Below are 17,069 nucleotides of genomic sequence, written 5' to 3' on the forward strand. Positions count from 1 at the left end.
CGGGTTGCCCCCGTGCCCCGCCCCGGGCCCCCCCGCGCGGGCCCGGCCGGCGGCGTCCGCGGGCGGGGGACCGCAGGGGGGCCGGGGGTGCGCCCCCCCGCGGGGTCCCTCTCGGCGCCGCCGCGGCCGTTGAGGCGGGGGCGGGGGGTGCGCCCCCCCCCCCCCGCCCGCGGCGCCGCGGGGCGCCCCCGGCGGCGGGGCGGGGCCGAGTCCGCCGCGGGCAGTGCGCTGGCGCTGGCCCTGATGGGCTCGGTCAACGCTGTCGCGACCGTGGCCGCCTTTTTGCCTGCGCTGCTGTGGTGGGCGGCTGCCTCGCCGGCGATCGGCCGCGGGCGGACTGCGTCCGACGGCGCTCGATCGGGCTCCTATCGGCCCAGCCGCCGGTGGTGGCGTTTCACCGCCGCCTGGATTCCGCTGCTGGTGCTGGCCACGTTCTGGTGGGCGGTGCCGTTGCTGCTGCTGGGCAAGGTGAGTCCGCCGTTCCTGGACTACATCGAGTCCTCGGGCGTGACCACGCAGTGGGCCTCGCTCGGCGAGGTGCTGCGCGGCACCGACAGCTGGACGCCGTTCGTCTCGCCGGAGCGCATCGCGGGCGCGGTGCTGGTCACCCAGCCCGCGGCGGTGCTGGCCACCGGGCTGGTCGCGGCGGCGGGCATGGCGGGGCTGGCCCTGCGGTCCATGCCGTATCGCGGCAGGCTCGTCCTGATCCTGGGTGTCGGGCTGGTCGGCATCAGCGCCGGGTTCGTCGGTGAACTGAGCGGACCGTTCGCGCAGTCGGTGCGCGTCTTCCTGGACTCCGGCGGCGCCCCGCTGCGCAACGTGCACAAGCTGGAGCCGCTGATCCGCATCCCGCTCGTGCTGGGGCTGGCGCAGCTGCTGGCCCGGGTTCCGCTGCCCGCTTCGGTACCGCTGAAGTCTTGGCGGAGCGCTTTCGCGCACCCGGAGCGGGACCGCGCGGTCGCGATCGCGGCGCTGATCCTCACCGCGCTGGCCCTGTCCACCTCGCTGGCCTGGACCGGCAAACTCGCCCCGCGCGGCGCCTACGACCGGGTACCCGCCTACTGGCAGCAGACCGCGGACTGGCTCGAGCACAACGCCGCCGATACGCGCGCCCTGGTGGTGCCCGGCGCGCCTTTCGGCAGTCAGGTCTGGGGACTCACGCGCGACGAACCACTGCAAGCGCTGGCCCGAACGCCGTGGGCGATCCGCGACGCTGTGCCGCTGAACCCGCCCGGCACCATCCGCGCGATGGATTCGGTGCAGCGGCTCATCGCCGACGGCAGGCCATCGGCGGGACTGGCCGCGACGCTGAGCGCCCAAGGGATCGGCGTCGTCGTCCTGCGCAACGACCTCGATCCGGAGACCTCTCGCTCGACCCGGCCGATGCTGGCCCATCAGGCGCTCGACGGGTCGCCCGGGCTGCACAAGGTGGCCGAGTTCGGCAACCCCATCGAATCGGTGGTGATCGCCGACGACCTGGTGGCCGACGGTGACCTGCGCCCGCCGTACCCGGCGATCGAGATCTACCGGGTGGACGCGCCGGGCCACGGGACACCCGCGGAAGTGCGTAGCGGCACCGGCGCGCCGGAGGCGTTCCCCGGCGCGTACACCGTCCCGCTCGGAGACGTCCCGGTCATCCAGGGCGGCCCCGAAGTGCTCGAGCGGATGCGCCGCGATCCCGGCCTCGCCCGGACACCCGCCTTGCTCGCCGCCGACGCGACCGAGGCCGGGTTACCGCTCGGCCCGGTGACGGTCACGGATACGCCGATGGACCGCGAAGCCGATTTCGGCCGGGTGGACAACCACAACTCCGCGTTGCGCGCACCCGACGACGCGCGCCGCACCTTCAACCTGGTCCCCGACTATCCGGTGCCCGGTACCGAATTGGTGCGCGGCGAGTGGTCGGGCGCCACCGTCACCGCGTCCAGCTCGGCCGCCGACGCCACCCAGCTCGGCGGCGCGGCCCCGGGAAGTTCCACCGCGGCCGTCGTCGACGGCGATCCGTCCACCGCGTGGATCAGCAACGGCACCGAGCACGCCCTCGGCCAATGGCTCCGGCTCGATCTCGATCACCCGATCAAGGCCGGGCAACTGAACCTGACCACCAGTTCGGCCGCCATCGGCGACCCGGTCAAATGGATCGAGGTGCGCACCGCGAACGGCACCGTCTCGGTGCGAGTGCCCGAACCCGGTGCGCCGGTCTCGGTTTCGCTCCCCGCAGGCCGCACCGAGTGGCTGAAGATCACCGCGATTCGCACCGAGAACGGTTCCTCGGGCGGGCAGTTCGGGATCAGCGAACTCACGCTGGACGACTACTCGACGCGCGACGCGCCCGTCCGCGTCGACATCAGGCATCGCACCGTGGTGCCTTCGGCTCCCGCGGGCGCACCGGTGCGGGGATGGGATCTCGGTCAGGAATTCCCCGGCCGCAGTGCCTGTTTCGATGCGCCCGACCGGGTGCGTTGCAGTAAAGGTCTCGCCTTGGCCCCGGAGGAACCGGGGGCGTTCGAGCGCACGCTGACCGTTCCGGAACCGATGTCGGTCGCCCCGGAACTGACCGTCCGCACCCGGCAGGGTCCGGCACTGGAGGCGCTGCTCACCGACCACGCCAGGCCGGTGGCCCGGGGCAAGGCCGACGTCGGCGACCTGCGCGGGGCCGCATTCGCCGCGACCGACGGCGATCCGCGCACGAGCTGGACCGCACCGGAGGACTCGGTCCGCGAGCCGACCGCGGGCAGGCCGACGCTCACCCTCGAGTTGCCCGAGCCCACGCTGGTGACCGGTCTCGAACTGACTCCCTCGCTCGGCGGTCTGCCCGCCGCGCCCACCTCGGTGACGGTGAACCTCGGCGACGGGCCGCAGGTGCGCGAGCTGGACGACGACGGCCGGGGCACGCCGACGCGGATCTCCCTGCATCCCACGGTGACCGACCGCATCGAGCTGAGCATGCGGACCTGGCGGCCGGTGCTGGACAAGACCGCGCTTGGTTTCGTCCAGACCCAGCCGCCCGGACTGGCCGAGGTGACGGTCCTCGGACCGGACTACCCGGAGGCCGCCGCGCTGGACCGCGAGATCACCGTCCCGTGCGCACTCGGCCCGACGATCGACGCGGGCGGCCGGACGCTGCGCACCACGGTCACCGCCACCGTCGGCGAATTGCGGTCCGGTGCGCCGGTTCCCGCCCGGGTGTGCACGGACGAGGCGGACACACCGGAACTCGCGCTGCCGCAGGGCCGCGCCGACGTGGCGGTCGGTCCGACCGACCTTTTCTTCGTGGATCGGCTGCGCCTGAACCGAACGGGGGCGGAAACCGCCGCCGCACCGCCGACGAGCGCGGGCGACCGTCTGCTCGTGCTGCCGCTGAGCACCAATGTCGGATGGCATGCGACCAGCGCGGACGGGCGCGTGCTCGAACCCGTGGTGCTCGACGGCTGGCAGCAAGCCTGGCTGCTGCCGGCCGATGCCACCGGCCCGGTGACGATCACCTTCCCGGTCGACCGGTGGTATCGCCTCGCCATCTTCGGCGGATTGCTGCTGCTACTGCCGCTCGCGGTGCTGGCCGTTCCCCGCCGCGCGCGGCCCTCCGCGGCGAATGTGCCTACCGGTCAGGCGAATTCGAGCACCGAAGTGCCCGGCACCTGGGGCCGTCGCTGGATGGGCGCGATCGGGCTCACCGGCGCGGCCACCGTGATCGCGGGTCCGGTGGGCGGTGCCGCCACGGTGATCGCCTTGGCCGCGACACGTTTCACGCGGTACGTCACACCGCGCGCGCTCGTCGTCGTCGCGGGCGCGGGCACCATGCTGTCCGCTGCCGCGCTGTCCACCGGCCCGTGGCGTTCGCCCGACCGTTATATGGGTGGCTCCCTGCTGGTGCAGCTGCCCGCGGTGCTCGCGATCATCGCGGTGGGCATCGCGGCGCTGCCTCGGCCGGAACACGCCGATCGGCCCGGCGCGATCCGGCCGGACGAAACCGACCCGTCGACCGGAGAGCACTGACCCCCGGCCCGCGCACCAGCCGGCGACCTCGGCCCGCGCGAACGCGCGGCGGCGCCGCTGGACAAGACGCCCATTCGCCGTGCGCCGCAATGGCACCCGTTGCTAACGTGACCATGCGTGAACACCTGTGCCGAATGCGGTTTCGTCTACGACTTGGCTTCGGCGGCCGACGTGCCGTCGCTGGCGCGGGAGCACGCCGTGGAATACGCCGACCTGCTCGGCGCCGACAGCGTCAAGTTGCGCGAACGCGGCAAGCCCGATGTGTGGTCGCCGCTGGAGTACGCCTGCCACGTCCGGGATGTGCTGCTGGCCCAGCGCGAACGCGTGCTGGCCGCTCGCCGTTCGGACAACCCGCCCAGCACCGCGATGGGCCGGGACGAACGAGTCGAGCACGACGGCTACGCCCAGCAGAACCCCGCCGACGTGGCCCGCCAGATCCGCGACGCCGCCCTGCTGTTCGCCAACGTGCTGGAGCGGCTCGGCGACGACGACTGGGAACGCACCCTCGTCTTCCTCTACCCCGAACCCGCGGATCGCTCCCTGCGCTGGCTGGCGGTGCACACCCTGCACGAGTTGCGCCACCACCTGATGGACATCCACCGGCAACTCGACGGCTGACCTCGCGCGGGGCCGCCGATCAGGGCGCGGGCTCGGGTTCGGAGTTCCGCCGCACCCGGTCCCGGCGGCGGGCCCAGCGCCGCACCGGCTCTTCCACCAGCGCATAGCTGGCCGCGGCGACCGGAAGGGTGATGGCGAGCGTGAGAACCAGGACGTAACCGAAGTCGCCCTGGAAGGGCAGGATGCCGAACACCGGGAACACGATCGACAGCACCGCGAGGTGCCAGATGAAGATGCCGTAGGACCAGCGTCCGAGCGTCGCGGCCACCGGCGACTCCAGCCAGCGGTGCCCGCGTGCCTCCAGGTCCCGCAGCACCAGCGGCGCGAGCAGCGCGAAACCGATGATCGCGCCCAGCCCCATCTTCACCGCGTACTGCCATGGTTCGGCTCGGGTCAGACCCGCCGGACCGGCCAGATCGGTAGCCGCGAGCAGGAAGGCCACCGCCGCGAGGGCCCACATCAGGGGCTGATTCCCGCCGACTTTCCACCAGCGTGATAGCCGAACGCTATGTTCGGCGAGCTCCGCGAGGAGCATGCCCGCGGCGAACCAGGGCAGATATCCGGGCAGCCAGTTGTCCGCGTGGATCGCGTCGGGTGTCGGGACCGGAATGAAATTCCAGCCGAGACTGACGAGGGCGACGGCGATCAGCACCGGCACCCGCCACCGCGCCGCCGGTCCGCGCAGGCGCACCAGCGCGAACGCCAGCAACGGCAGCACCAGATAGAAGGCCACCTCCACCGAAAGGCTCCACATCTGCGTGAGGCCGTCGGTGAGCGTCAGCGGCACGAATACCTGCAACAGCGCCAGGTTCGACACCCAGACCCGAAGGCCGGCGGTTCCGGCGGCGCTGGGCAGCAGCACCAGGACCGCGCACACTACCACCCAGTACGCGGGCAGGATGCGGGCGGCGCGATGCCGCAGGTAGTAGCCCGCGGGCGGGGCGCTGTCGAGTCCCCGCGCCGCCGCCGCGTGCGGACGCCAGAGCAGGAAACCGGACAGTGCGAAGAACACCGCCACCGCCATATCGAACCGGCCCCACACCCGTCCGATGACCGGCGTGCCCGCTGCGCCGGTCTGGAAGGCGACATGGGTCAGCAGCACACCGAGGGCGGCCATACCGCGCATGCCTTCCAAGGCGGGCACGAACGCGCGGGGGCGCACCCGTTCGGTCGCGGGGGCGGTGCTGGGCAGGGTTGCGGTCATCGGGCTCCAGTCTGCCTCGGCAGGTCCACAGTTGATAACCCGACGTTTCAGATTTCGCGCTAGACTCGGGCGATTTCTCGGCCGTTTCCGGCCTCGACGCCGCATAGTACGACATCGGACTGTTAGTGTCGGGGCTCACGAGTGCCGCGGCGTGCCCGCAGTACTCGCCGGAGCGACCTGTGTTCTACGACGAGGAGAGTTTGCATGGCACTGAGTGCCGGTACCAGAAGGACGGTGGCCTGCCTGCTCGTGGGTCTCGGCGCGTTGCTGATCGTCGCCGCAATCATGATCCCGACCTACACCGTCGACAAACTGGCGAAAACTCCCCTCGACTTGGAGATCACCACTATCGCGACGAACCAGCAGGGTGAGGACAGCCTGGTACTCGACGCCAAGTCGCTGACCGCTCCGGAAGGCTCGGCGAAGGTCGACGCCAACGTCCCGCTGGTCTCGCAGCGCTTCCTCACCGTCGAGGACCCGGCCGACGCCCACCAGATGACGGTGCAGGCGGGCCAGACGCTGCGGCGCATCGACAAGCAGGGCGACACCGGCCTGCTCACCGCGACCGTCGACCGGGTGACCATCGACCGGGTGACCGGTGAGCCCGTCAGCACCGTGCCGAACGGCTCGATCGCGGTGACCGCGAACCTGGAGGGCCAGAGCATCGCGGAGCCGGTGCAGCACACCGGTCTGCAGTACCGATTCCCGATCGGCACCGAGAAGAAGACCTACCCGTACTTCGATCTGAATGTCCGCAAGACCTTCGACGCGAACTTCATCGAAGAGACCGAGATCAACAACACGAAGGTCTACCACTTCCAGATGTCGGTGCCCGCCACCAGCCTCTGGGACGTCGTGCAGGCGCCGACCAACCGGCTGAGCCTGCCCGCCGCCAAGTGGGGCGTCGAGGGCGGCGATGCGCCGGTGACCATGACCCGCTACTACACCAACACCCGTGACCTGTGGGTGGAGCCGCAGACCGGCACGGTCGTCAAGGGCGGCGAGGCGCTGCACCTCTACTACTCGCGCACCGCGGACAAGCCGGAGGTGACCGCGCTGAAGTCGCACCTGGTGTTCGACGAGAACACGGTCGAGTCGCAGCTGTCGGTGGCCAAGGAGAACATCGACAAGCTGTCGCTGTACGGCCGGATCCTGCCGATCATCCTGGGCGTCCTCGGTGTGATCGCGCTGATCGTCGGTGTGGTTCTCGGCATTCGCGGCGGCTCGGCTCCGACGCCCGCGCGGGCGGGCGGCGCCCCGTTCCAGCGTCCGGGCGGCTCGGCTCCGACCAGCCCCGCCCCGCGCGTCAACCGCGGTGCCGACGACGCGCCGACCGAACAGATTCGGATCGATAAGCAGCCCTGACCGGCTGAGCGTTCCTGAATTCGGCTCCCCCGCCCTCCGGCTGGGGAGCCGAATTCGTTTCGGTCAGCCGACCGGGCGCAGCGGTTCGGGGCGCGCCCTGTGGTCGGCCGCGCGCAGGACCATGACGGCCACCACGACGGTGGTGGTGGCCGCGACCGATACCGCCGTGGTGATCAGCGCCGGAATCGAGCGGGCCAGCGACAGCATCAGGGTGACTTCGACGACGAGGCCCAGCCAGGTGACCAGTGCGAGGGAAGTGCGGTCGACGGCGATCGCGGAGAGCACCGCGCCTTGCAGCACGGCCAGCAGCGCGCCGTGCAACGCGAACAACCACAGCAGGCCCTGGATCGGGGCGTAGTCCTCGCCCGCGAGCAGCGGGGCGAGCGGCGCGGCCAGCGCGGCCCCGAGCACGGCGACGAGACCGATGCCGCTGAGCACCGCCAGCGCCGCCCGGATCGCGCTCGCCGAGTGCGTCGGCTGCGCCATTCGCGGGTAGAGCACGACACCGACCGCCTGCGGCAGCCAGAAGGCGATCTTCGTGGCGATGGTGCCAAGGGCGTAACGGCTGGCGTCCACGTCGTCGAGCACGATCCGGACCACGATCAGGTCCGCCGACGAGAGAGCCATCATCGCCGCCTGCACTTGGGCGGCCCGCAGGACCGGCAGCACCCCGGGCGCGGAGACCTCGCCGGGTTCGTTTCGGGCGCGCTCGGACGGCGCACCGGCGACGATCCTGGCCAGCACTGCCGCCGTCGCGATGCCGCATGCGGCGGCCCACAGCGCGATCGTCGCACCGCCGCCCAGCGCGAGAATTACCAGCGCGGGCGCGACCCGGGCGACCCCGGCGGCGCCGAGCACGACTCCCAGCGCTCGAAACCGCTTGCTGCCTTGCAGCACGCCCTGCTCGCCGGACAACAGCACCAGCGCGGGCGCCGCACCCAGTGCCGCCGCGGTGGCGGCCACCCCGGCGTGCAGCGTGACGGCGACCAGCGGCACCAGCACCGCGGCCACCAGGGCGACGATCACCGCGCAGCGCCACTGCAGCCCGCGCAGCGCCGCCGTTCCCGCGCCGCGAACGAGTTCCCTGGCCACCACGTTCTGCAACGCCAGCGCGGGCACCGCGCACAGCAGCTGGACGGCGAGCAGACTCGCGAACTCGCTGTACCCGGTGACGCCCAGCCACCGCCCGGCCAGCAGTTGCAGCAGATACCCGGCGACGTTCGCGGTCATCGCACCGGCCGTCACCCACGTCAGATCCGCCACCACAGGAAACCGACGGACAGCAGACACGCCGCCCATAGTCCCACTCGCACGGCCCGCCACCTGTCGCGCCCCGCCGGACCATGGGACAGGCAATGCGCTCGCCGCCGTCCCGACAGTCTTCGGCCTCGACAGGCTCGCGACCACACAGCACCCACGCTGGTCCTCGTCATCCTCGCGGCAACACATCACCCCAGCAGACGGTGCGCCCGCCAGCTGATACCGGAGTACGGGCGGCTGCGACGGCGCTGGTACACAGCACCCCCCACGGTCCCCCCGGATTCCGTGCGCCGACGCCGCTGGATCGGCGGCAGTGGTGGCCGGGACGTACAGTGCTCAGGCGTGAGCGGGAGCAGTCGGACTCGAGCGGTGGTCGCGGCATACAGCGCGGCCGGTGCGCTGCTCGTCGCCGGGCCGTTGCTCGCGCCGGGGTATCTGTTGTTGCGGGACGCGGTGAGCACGCCGCGCAACTATCCGACCGACGCGGCGCTCGGCCTCGGCGACGCCGCGCCACGGGCGGTGCCGCAGGACGCTCTGCTCGCGACCCTGACGTCGTTCGCGGACGGCGGGTTGGTGGTCAAGGCGATTCTGCTCGTCGCACTGTGGGCCGCGGCGTACGGAGCGGCGACGCTCGCGCGTGAATTGCTGCGCGCGTCGCTCGGCCCGCAACTGGTCGCCGCGACGGTCGCGTTGTGGAATCCGTACGTGGCCGAGCGGCTGCTCCAAGGACACTGGAGCCTGCTCGCGGGCTATGCGGCGTTGCCGTGGACAGCGCTGGCCGCTTACCGCCTTCGAGGTACGGCCACTGCGAAGCGACGCCGACGGATCCTGTCGAACACACCCGCCTCGGCCGACACCACCGAGTCCACCCCGCATGCCGAACCGCTGGGCACCCCGGACACAATCGATCACTCCAGCGAAGCGCCTGCTGACACCACCGGTAACGGCCCGCGTTCCGAAACAGCTGTCCCAGCGGAAGCGCCGGCGACTACACACCACGTGTCGGATCGTGCGAGCCGAGTCGCACCGACCAAGGCCCGTGAGCGCACCGGGTCGACCGGCCGAGCCGAACCACCACTGGCTACGCGCCACTCACCCGGACACCCCAGCGGGGTAGCGGCAGCCGCGCCCGGCTCCTCCCATTGTTCCGACGACACCGCTCCGACCGATTCAGCCGAACATCCGCGCAACTCCGTACCAACCGGCACAGCGGGCGAAGGCGGGTCGAATCGGCTCAGCGTCGCGGCGGCGCCGCGCGCGACCGTCCGAACGGCATCCACCTGGGCGGCCCTGGCCGTATCGCTCGCCGCCGCCGGACTCACCCCGACCGGAGCACTGCTGGCGGGCGTGACCGCTTTCGCCCTGGTCCATCGACGTCAACTCGCCGCGACGTTCGTCCTCTGGCTGGCCGCCTCCGCGCCATGGCTGGCCGCGACCGCGCTGTCCGGTGCGGGCGCGGAGCCATCCGATCCCGCGGGCATCGCGGCCTTCGCCGCGCGGGCCGAACCCGGTTTGGGCACGCTCGGGAGCCTGGCCGGTCTCGGCGGGATCTGGAACGCCGAGGCGGTACCGGACTCGCGCACCACACCGCTGGCAGCGATCGGCACGCTGGTGCTGCTGGCGATAGTCGTGCTGGGCGTGCGCTCGGTCGCCACCGGCGGCCCCGATCCCGACAACCGCCACGTCCGCCGGGCATTGCTGCTGCTCGCCGTGATCGCGATCCTGTTCCCCGCGCTCGGTGCGACCGCGTGGGGCATGCACGCACTGGAGTGGCTGGTCGCCCACGTTCCCGGCGCGGGTCTGCTGCGCGATACCCAGAAATACGTGGCCCTTGCCATGCCCGCTTTCGCCCTGTCCGCGGCGACAGGCTGCGCGATGACGGCCCGGCGTCTTCTCCCCGTGCACTCGGACGCGACACCGGACCGGCCCGCGACGGCGTCTCCGGCCATCACGGCAACAGTCACAGCGGTATTCGTAGCGCTTATCGTTTTGCCGCTCCACGACTTGGCCTGGGGCGTCGGCGGTGCTGTGCGGCCGGTGCACTATCCCGCCGGTTGGCAGCAGGTCGCCGAGCGAATGGACGGTCCCGGCGACGTCGCGGTGCTGCCGGGAGGCATGTTTCGCAAGTTCCACTACAGCGGCGCGGCCCCCGTACTCGACCCGGCCCCGCGCATGCTGCCCAGCGACGTTTTGCAGACAGGCGAACTCCCAGTACGCGGGCGTACCGTCTCCGGCGAAGGCGCCCGCGCCAGAGAAGTGGAGAACCTGCTGCTTCACGGTGGCCCGCCCGCAGACTTGGCGCGCCTCGGAGTGGGCTGGGTCCTCGTCGAACGAAACACCCCTGGACCGCTCGGCGCATCGGCCTCGACCCTCGCCCAGGTGGAGCGGGTCTACGAGGACCCCGACCTCGCGCTGTATCGCGTGCCGGGTGTCATCGAGCGTGGTGCACCGACTACCGCGCAACGCTGGGTCGCGGCGGCAGCCCATGTGCTCTGGGGCGCGTCGCTCATCGCAGGGCCCGTCATCGTCCTCGGCGCGCGAACGCGACGCCATAGACGAGCACGGAACCGACCCACGCCGCCGTGCAACTCCTCATCGGCAGTCGGACGACAGTGACCGGCGGGAAGCTCGATCGAACGCGGAAGGCACCATTGGCCATCGGCTATCCCTTGATCGCGCCGGTCAGTGCGAAGCCCGCGCCGAGCGTCTTCGATGCCAGGAGGTACAGGCCGATCACGGGGGTGGTGTAGACGATCGAGTATGCGGCCAGTTGGCCGTAGGCGATGGCGCCGTGCTCGCCGAAGAACGAGAAGATATCCACCGAGGCCGGTTGCTTGCCCGGGTCCAGCAGCAGGATGAACGGGACGAAGAAGTTGCCCCAGGTGCTGATGAAGGTGATGATCGCGACGACGGTGAGGCCCGGCAACGTCAGCGGCAGAACAACGTGCCGCAGCCGCTGCAGGGATGAGGCGCCGTCGGTCTGGGCGGCTTCTTCCAGGCTCAGCGGCACGCCGTCGATGAAGTTCTTGGTCATCCAGATGGCCATCGGCAGCGAGGTGGCTGCCAGGAAAAGGGTTGTGCCGACGAGCGAGTCGACCAGTTGCAGGCGTACGAACAACCCGTATACCGGCACCATCACGGCGCTGAGCGGAAGTCCCGTGGCGAACAAGACCGTGTAGAGAAAAATCCGGCCGAAACGAAGTTGGTAACGCGAGAGCGAATAAGCGGCGGGCAACGCCACCAGCACTGTGATGATCGCTGCTCCCCCACTGATCAGCAGGCCATTGAGCAGCGGCCGACCGGCGACGTCCCAGGTCAGCACCGCACCGAAGTTGGCACCGGTGAACCGCACTGGAGCCGGGCCGCCGATTATGCCGTCCACGCCGAGGCCCGTCACCAGCAGCCACACCATCGGGGCGGCGAACAGCAACACCACCGCGGCAAGGATGAGGTCGACCGTGATTCTGGCACGCGGCACCGCTCACACCTGCCTGCTCAGGCTACGAACGTAGGCCGATGAGAACACCGCGCCGAGTAGTAGCAGCACCAGGGCGATCGCGGCCCCCAACCCGATCCGGCCGTACTTGAACGCCTGCTCGTACATCAGCAACGGCAGCGTCTCGGTCTTGTTACCCGGTCCGCCACCGGTCAGCACGAAGATGAGGCTGAACATGCCGATGTTTTGCAGAGTCACCAGCACCAGGTTGGCGGCGATGGTCCTCCGGATCAGCGGCAGCACCACGTAACGGAATCGGCGTACCGGTCCGGCACCGTCGATCTGTGCCGCCTCGATCAACTCGCCCGGCACCTCATCGAGCGCAGCCTGGTAGATCAACAGGGAAAAGGCTGCCCCGTGCCAGGCGTTGGCCACGATCACCACTGACATCGGCGCCGTGTAGAGCCACTCCTGTGGACCGGTGCCCATGAACCGGAACAGCTGATTCATCGGTCCGTGGTCGTTGAGGACTTCGTGAATCGCCAAGGCCGCGACAACTTCTGGCAGCACCCACTCCGATATCACAGTCGCACTTACGGTTTGACGCACGAATCGACTCCGGTGCTGGATCAGTACCGCCAACAGCAGGCCCAGGCCGTTCTGCCCGATCACCGCCGACGCGACGACGAACACCACGGTCGACCACACCGACGCGCCGATGTCCGGACCGGTCAGTACCCGCTCGATGTTCTGGAAACCGACGAAGTCAGGATCCCGGGCCGCCGCCCCGGTCAACGCGGTATCGGTGAAAGCCGCGAACACACACCACAGGACCGGGCCCGCAACGAAGATTCCGAGTAGCACCGTCGCCGGCGTCAACGGAAGCCATCGGCCGATCCGCGCGCGGGCGGTGATGGGTACCGAGATCATCCGGCCTCGGTTTCACCGGACCCGACGAGACGAACAACAGCGTCCGCCCACTGCTGGGCGGCTCGACTCGGGTCGGCACCGTTGATGACCGACTCACCCGCGGTCTGCATCGTGTCCGATACTTTCGGGTAGTCGGCCAAGGTGGGGCGATAGCGGGTAAGCGGAAGCAGACCTGCCCAGAAGGGCTCGCTCGAGTCGGCCTGCGACAGCCGCGGATCCGCCTGAACATCTTTACGCACGGGCAACCACGAACATGCCAGCGCCATGGCCGCCGAGTTCTTCTGGTTGACAGCGATGGTCATGAACTGGAAGGCGGCCTGCGCATGAGCGGTGCGCGCGCCGAGCGCCAGGGTCAAACCACCGGACAGATTCACCTTTCCTGGTGCCTGACCGTGCTGGGTGGGGAACGCGGCCGTACCCAGCGTCTGTGACCAGTTCGGCCAGGGGGACACACCACCCGGTTTCCAGAACGAGGGATACCAGCTGCCGTCCATGACAATGGCGATCTTCTCCTGAGCGATCAGGCGGGTTCGCTCGACACGAGACCATTGGGTGTCCTCGGCCTGCGCCGCCGTCTGCATCAAGCCCTCCCGCATTGCCGTGGCGACGAAGTTCAGCGCATCCTGCATCCCCCGGCTCGGGGCAACCCACCTTTTGGTCGCGGCGTTGTACAAGTTCGCGGTCTCGGTACCGTGGAGCAGCATCTGCAGCGTGATGGAGGTGCCCTCCGCCATCGGCTTTCCCACCGGGAGATACAGCGGTTCGACGTCGGGCTCGACTTGCTTGATCTTCCTGGCTGCTCCCAGTACGTCGTCCCACGTCGCGGGCTGCCAGTCAGCAGGCAACCCGGCTCGGGCGAGAATGTTCCGGTTGAACCACAAACCACGACTGTCCGTACCCAACGGGACGCCGTAGGTCTTCCCGTCGACGGACTTGCCGGCCTGCTTCGTGGATTCGATGAACTGGCTGTGCCAATCCGGCCAGGAACCCAGATAGTCGTCCAGCGGAAGCAAATAGCCCGCGGCGGCGTCCGAGTTGACGTAGTAGCTGTCCTCGAAGAACACGTCCGGCGCCGTCGCCGCAGACCGCTGCATCAACTGGAGCTTGTGCTGATAGTCGTTGTCCAGCGCAGTCACCGGGACGAGTTGCACGGTCATGCCCGGGTTCGCGGCCTCGAACTCCGTCTTGACCGCCGTCACCAACGGACCCATCGCGGTGAAGTCGCTATAGCTCCGGTACACCACCCTGATCGTGTTCGCACGGGACCCGTCGCTACCGCAACCCGCTACAGCGAACACCAGCGCCACGACGATGAGCATCGTGGTAGCCACTTTGAACCGCATCGGCCTCCTGTCACGGCGTCGCCATCGAAGACGCAGTCAACGAACCACCATATATCGTCCCGTTGAACAACGGTATGAAATGTCCCGTCGGCAACTTCGGTGCCGCAACGTCGAATTCATGAGCGCCGGAGCGGGCAGGCAGGCCGACCACCGGACCTCGTCGTACGAACGCGCCCCTCTAGCCGTACATCCCCGCACGAACGAGGCGGAGGCGGCGAATACCTCACGCCGGGCGGACCACCTCGGGATCAGCACAGTAGACAGCGTCACCCGTTGGACACGACGAGCCCGACCAGGTGCGACGCGAATACTGCTGTGTAATAGTGCTTTGCGAACGGCTGAGGGCGTGCGGAACGATGTGCGAGGCCGTAGAGGCGTCGTTCAGTCCACTGTCCGCGGCGCGATCAACCCGCTCGTGTGCTCGCCGCGGGCGGCCGCCGCCAGTACTTCGTAGACTCCGTTTCCGGTTTGCTCCCACGAGAATTCGCGTGCGCGCGCGCGGGCTTTCTCCCCCATGACCGTGCGTGCGCCGGGATCGTCCAGCAGGTCGCCGACGGCGTCGGCCAACTGGGCGACGTCGTCGACCAGGATTCCGGTGGCGCCGTCCACGATGGAATCGGTGAGCCCGCGCGAGCTGCGGTAGCCGACCGTCGGAACACCGTGCTGGGCCGCCTCGATCACCGCGAGCCCCCACCCCTCCTTCCGGGAAGGCAGCACGTGCACCCAGGCGCGCGCGAGGAGTTCGTGTTTGCGGCGCTCATCCACGTGCCCATGGAAGGTGACGGCGTCGGCGATACCGAGTTCGCGGGCGTTGTCCCGCAAGTTGTCCGCCCACCATCCGCCGCCGATCACGTCGAGGCGCAGACCCGGGATGCGGTCGCGCAGCCGGGCCACGGCCGCGAGCGCGTCCTCGATCTGCTTATGCGGCACCAGACGGGACAGCACCACGACAGTTGGTGTGGGAGTGCGGGTTTCCGCGGCGCCGGTGGGTGCGTCCACTGGAACAGGTTCGGCCCCGTTGCGAACCACCGCGATTCGGGAGCGATCCACACCGAGGGTGGCCAGCTCTTCCGCCGACGGCAGTGAAACGGTCAGATATTGATTGCGGCGGTGCACGCGGGGCGACAGCCACGACTCGATCCACCAGCCGACGCGGCCGACCAGGCGGCCCGCGACCGGCCACTGCTCCCGGTGACCGTGGTGCACCAGCACCACCGACGGGGCCGCGGTGACGGCGGTGGCGAAGAACGGTATGCCGTTCTGGGTGTCGATCACCGCGTCCGGCCGCACGCCGCGCAACGGACCGAGACCGATCCTGCCGAGCAGGAGCGCGGCCAGCGCTCGCGGGTACACCGTGTAGCGTCCGCCCGCCCTGCTGATGGTGATGCCGTCGACGTGTTCGCGCCGCGGCGCCCCCGAATAGCGGGCGGTACGGAGGGTGACTCGAACCCCGCGCGCCGCGAGTTGCGCGCCGACCTGCTCGAGGTACCGCTCGCTGCCGCCGCCCTGTGGGTGCCCGGTGTCGCGCCAGCAGAGCAGGAGGACTTCGCGCACGGTGGAGCTTCTCTCGGTCAGTAGGTCCCGGTGGGAATGTCGGATGTCGCGCTACACCCTATCCCGAGCACCCGCCCGAGCAGGCCGGCATCGGGGTTGTGCGAGACTCGGCGCCGTGCTCAAAGCCGCGAAGACGCCGACACGCAGGAGTTCGCCTCGGTTCGCCCGCCGGGCGACCTTGCGCCGGTCGCTGCGACTGCTCGGCAGTTTCCGGTTCGAGCAGACCGACCCGGCCCTGTTCTACGGGGGTCTGGCCGCCGACAGCGCGGCGCTGATCGCGGACTTCTACGCCGATCTCACCGGCCGGTCGCTGGACGGGGCGACGATACTCGACGTCGGCGGCGGTCCGGGCTACTTCGCGGATGAGTTCGCCCGTACGGGGGCTCGCTACATTCCGGTGGAGCCCGACCCGACGGAGATGCACGCCGCGGGCCTTTCCGTGGCGGGCGCGGTCCGCGGGTCCGGGATGGCGCTGCCGTTCCGCGACGACGCGGTCGACATCTGTTTCTCGTCGAACGTCGCCGAGCATGTCGCGAAGCCGTGGGTGATGGCCGACGAGATGGTGCGGGTGACCAGGCCGGGCGGGCTGATGGTGCTCTCCTACACGGTGTGGCACGGCCCGTTCGGCGGCCACGAGACGGGGCCGTGGCACTACCTCGGTGGCGAGTACGCCGCCCGGCGGTATCGGCGCAAGCACGGGCGCGATCCCAAGAACAGGTTCGGCACGTCGCTGTTCGCGGTGCGGGCCGCTGACGGATTGCGCTGGGCGGCACGTACTCCGGCGGAGGTGCACACGGTCTTCCCGCGCTACCACCCCCGCTGGGCGTGGTGGTTGATCCGGGTGCCAATGGTGCGTGAGTTACTTGTTAGCAATCTGGTCGTGGTGGCAACCAAAAGTTAGCCGAAGTAAGGCTCCAGCCATCCGCGGCGCCAGTGCCGCTTCCCGCAGGGAGCGTGCACGGGCTCGCTCCACGGCGATTCGCGCATCGCCAACCCGACAGTCTCGAGCGTAGTGAGCCCGACCAGGTCGGCCAGCATCCCTACGGCGGCGACCGCCTCCGCGGCCTGCATAGCCGCCGTCGCCTGCTCGATCGTCAGGGTGCGCCCAGGTAGGAAGGAGACCACCCACCCGCCGCTGCCGACACTCTTAGCCTGATGCTCGGTTTGATCACTGGTCATCAGCGACCGGCCGATCACTTGCACCGCCATGACTCGGACTCCCCAGTTTGCGGTAACGATTCGGTAATGGAGCGAGCTGATATGTCGATACAGCATCCCCCCTCCAGCAACAGAACGCAATAGTGCGTTCTGCGAAAAGCGAACCGAGAGGTCGGAATTCACACCGGCCAGGCCGCCGCCGCGC

General features: G+C 69.8%; 12 protein-coding genes. 5 read left to right on the plus strand and 7 right to left on the minus strand.

The window, feature by feature from the left end; translation table 11 throughout:
* Both ACWEH3_RS07385 and ACWEH3_RS07390 read left to right on the plus strand, forming a co-directional pair.
* Nucleotides 1-3,996 (plus strand): alpha-(1->3)-arabinofuranosyltransferase domain-containing protein (locus ACWEH3_RS07385; RefSeq protein ID WP_452358288.1); only part of this gene is annotated, 3,996 nt, incomplete at its 5' end.
* 198 nt (nt 3,997-4,194) lie between these two features.
* On the plus strand, nt 4,195-4,614 hold the full coding sequence (locus tag ACWEH3_RS07390; protein ID WP_450017877.1) for a DinB family protein: 420 nt from the start codon (nt 4,195-4,197) through the stop codon (nt 4,612-4,614).
* A gap of 19 nt (nt 4,615-4,633) precedes the next feature.
* Here ACWEH3_RS07390 and ACWEH3_RS07395 read toward each other — a convergent pair whose 3' ends face one another.
* Nucleotides 4,634-5,818 carry an acyltransferase family protein gene (locus tag ACWEH3_RS07395; RefSeq protein ID WP_450017845.1) on the minus strand — a complete coding sequence of 395 codons (1,185 nt, stop codon included), beginning with the start codon at nt 5,816-5,818 and terminating at the stop codon, nt 4,634-4,636.
* Nucleotides 5,819-6,022: 204 nt separating this feature from the next.
* On the opposite strand from ACWEH3_RS07395, the gene ACWEH3_RS07400 reads away from it, so the two are divergent.
* Nucleotides 6,023-7,183, plus strand: coding sequence for a DUF3068 domain-containing protein (locus ACWEH3_RS07400; RefSeq protein WP_450017847.1), 1,161 nt, complete (start codon nt 6,023-6,025; stop codon nt 7,181-7,183).
* A 63-nt stretch (nt 7,184-7,246) separates the two neighbouring features.
* Here the strand turns inward: ACWEH3_RS07400 and ACWEH3_RS07405 are convergent, their stop codons facing one another.
* The gene (locus ACWEH3_RS07405; RefSeq protein WP_450017849.1) at nt 7,247-8,482 is read right to left on the minus strand and encodes a polysaccharide biosynthesis protein; all 1,236 of its coding nucleotides are present in this window, start codon (nt 8,480-8,482) and stop codon (nt 7,247-7,249) included.
* Nucleotides 8,483-8,785: 303 nt separating this feature from the next.
* Here ACWEH3_RS07405 and ACWEH3_RS07410 point away from each other — a divergent pair, with 303 nt between their 5' ends.
* Nucleotides 8,786-11,059 carry a hypothetical protein gene (locus tag ACWEH3_RS07410; protein WP_450017851.1) on the plus strand — a complete coding sequence of 758 codons (2,274 nt, stop codon included), beginning with the start codon at nt 8,786-8,788 and terminating at the stop codon, nt 11,057-11,059.
* A 46-nt stretch (nt 11,060-11,105) separates the two neighbouring features.
* Here ACWEH3_RS07410 and ACWEH3_RS07415 read toward each other — a convergent pair whose 3' ends face one another.
* The 4 genes from ACWEH3_RS07415 to ACWEH3_RS07430 all read right to left on the minus strand — a co-directional run bounded on the left by ACWEH3_RS07415 (nt 11,106) and on the right by ACWEH3_RS07430 (nt 15,706).
* Nucleotides 11,106-11,921, minus strand: coding sequence for a carbohydrate ABC transporter permease (locus ACWEH3_RS07415; protein ID WP_450017853.1), 816 nt, complete (start codon nt 11,919-11,921; stop codon nt 11,106-11,108).
* Nucleotides 11,922-11,924: 3 nt separating this feature from the next.
* Entirely contained in the window at nt 11,925-12,809 is an 885-nt protein-coding gene (locus tag ACWEH3_RS07420) for a carbohydrate ABC transporter permease (protein WP_450017855.1), read from the minus strand.
* On the minus strand, nt 12,806-14,152 hold the full coding sequence (locus tag ACWEH3_RS07425; RefSeq protein WP_450017857.1) for an extracellular solute-binding protein: 1,347 nt from the start codon (nt 14,150-14,152) through the stop codon (nt 12,806-12,808). Before ACWEH3_RS07425 ends, ACWEH3_RS07420 begins: the two co-directional genes overlap by 4 nt.
* A 381-nt stretch (nt 14,153-14,533) precedes the next feature.
* The gene (locus ACWEH3_RS07430) at nt 14,534-15,706 is read right to left on the minus strand and encodes a glycosyltransferase family 4 protein (protein WP_450017859.1); all 1,173 of its coding nucleotides are present in this window, start codon (nt 15,704-15,706) and stop codon (nt 14,534-14,536) included.
* 115 nt (nt 15,707-15,821) lie between these two features.
* Between ACWEH3_RS07430 and ACWEH3_RS07435 the strand changes: the two genes are divergently transcribed.
* Complete coding sequence (locus ACWEH3_RS07435) at nt 15,822-16,607, plus strand: class I SAM-dependent methyltransferase (RefSeq protein ID WP_450017861.1); 786 nt, start codon at nt 15,822-15,824, stop codon at nt 16,605-16,607.
* Here the strand turns inward: ACWEH3_RS07435 and ACWEH3_RS07440 are convergent.
* Nucleotides 16,604-16,915, minus strand: coding sequence for a hypothetical protein (locus ACWEH3_RS07440; RefSeq protein WP_355071348.1), 312 nt, complete (start codon nt 16,913-16,915; stop codon nt 16,604-16,606). The two genes, ACWEH3_RS07435 and ACWEH3_RS07440, sit on opposite strands and share 4 nt — an antisense overlap.
* Between the last annotated feature and the right edge of the window lie 154 nt (nt 16,916-17,069).

The sequence above is a fragment of the Nocardia sp. NPDC004718 genome (assembly GCF_053601535.1).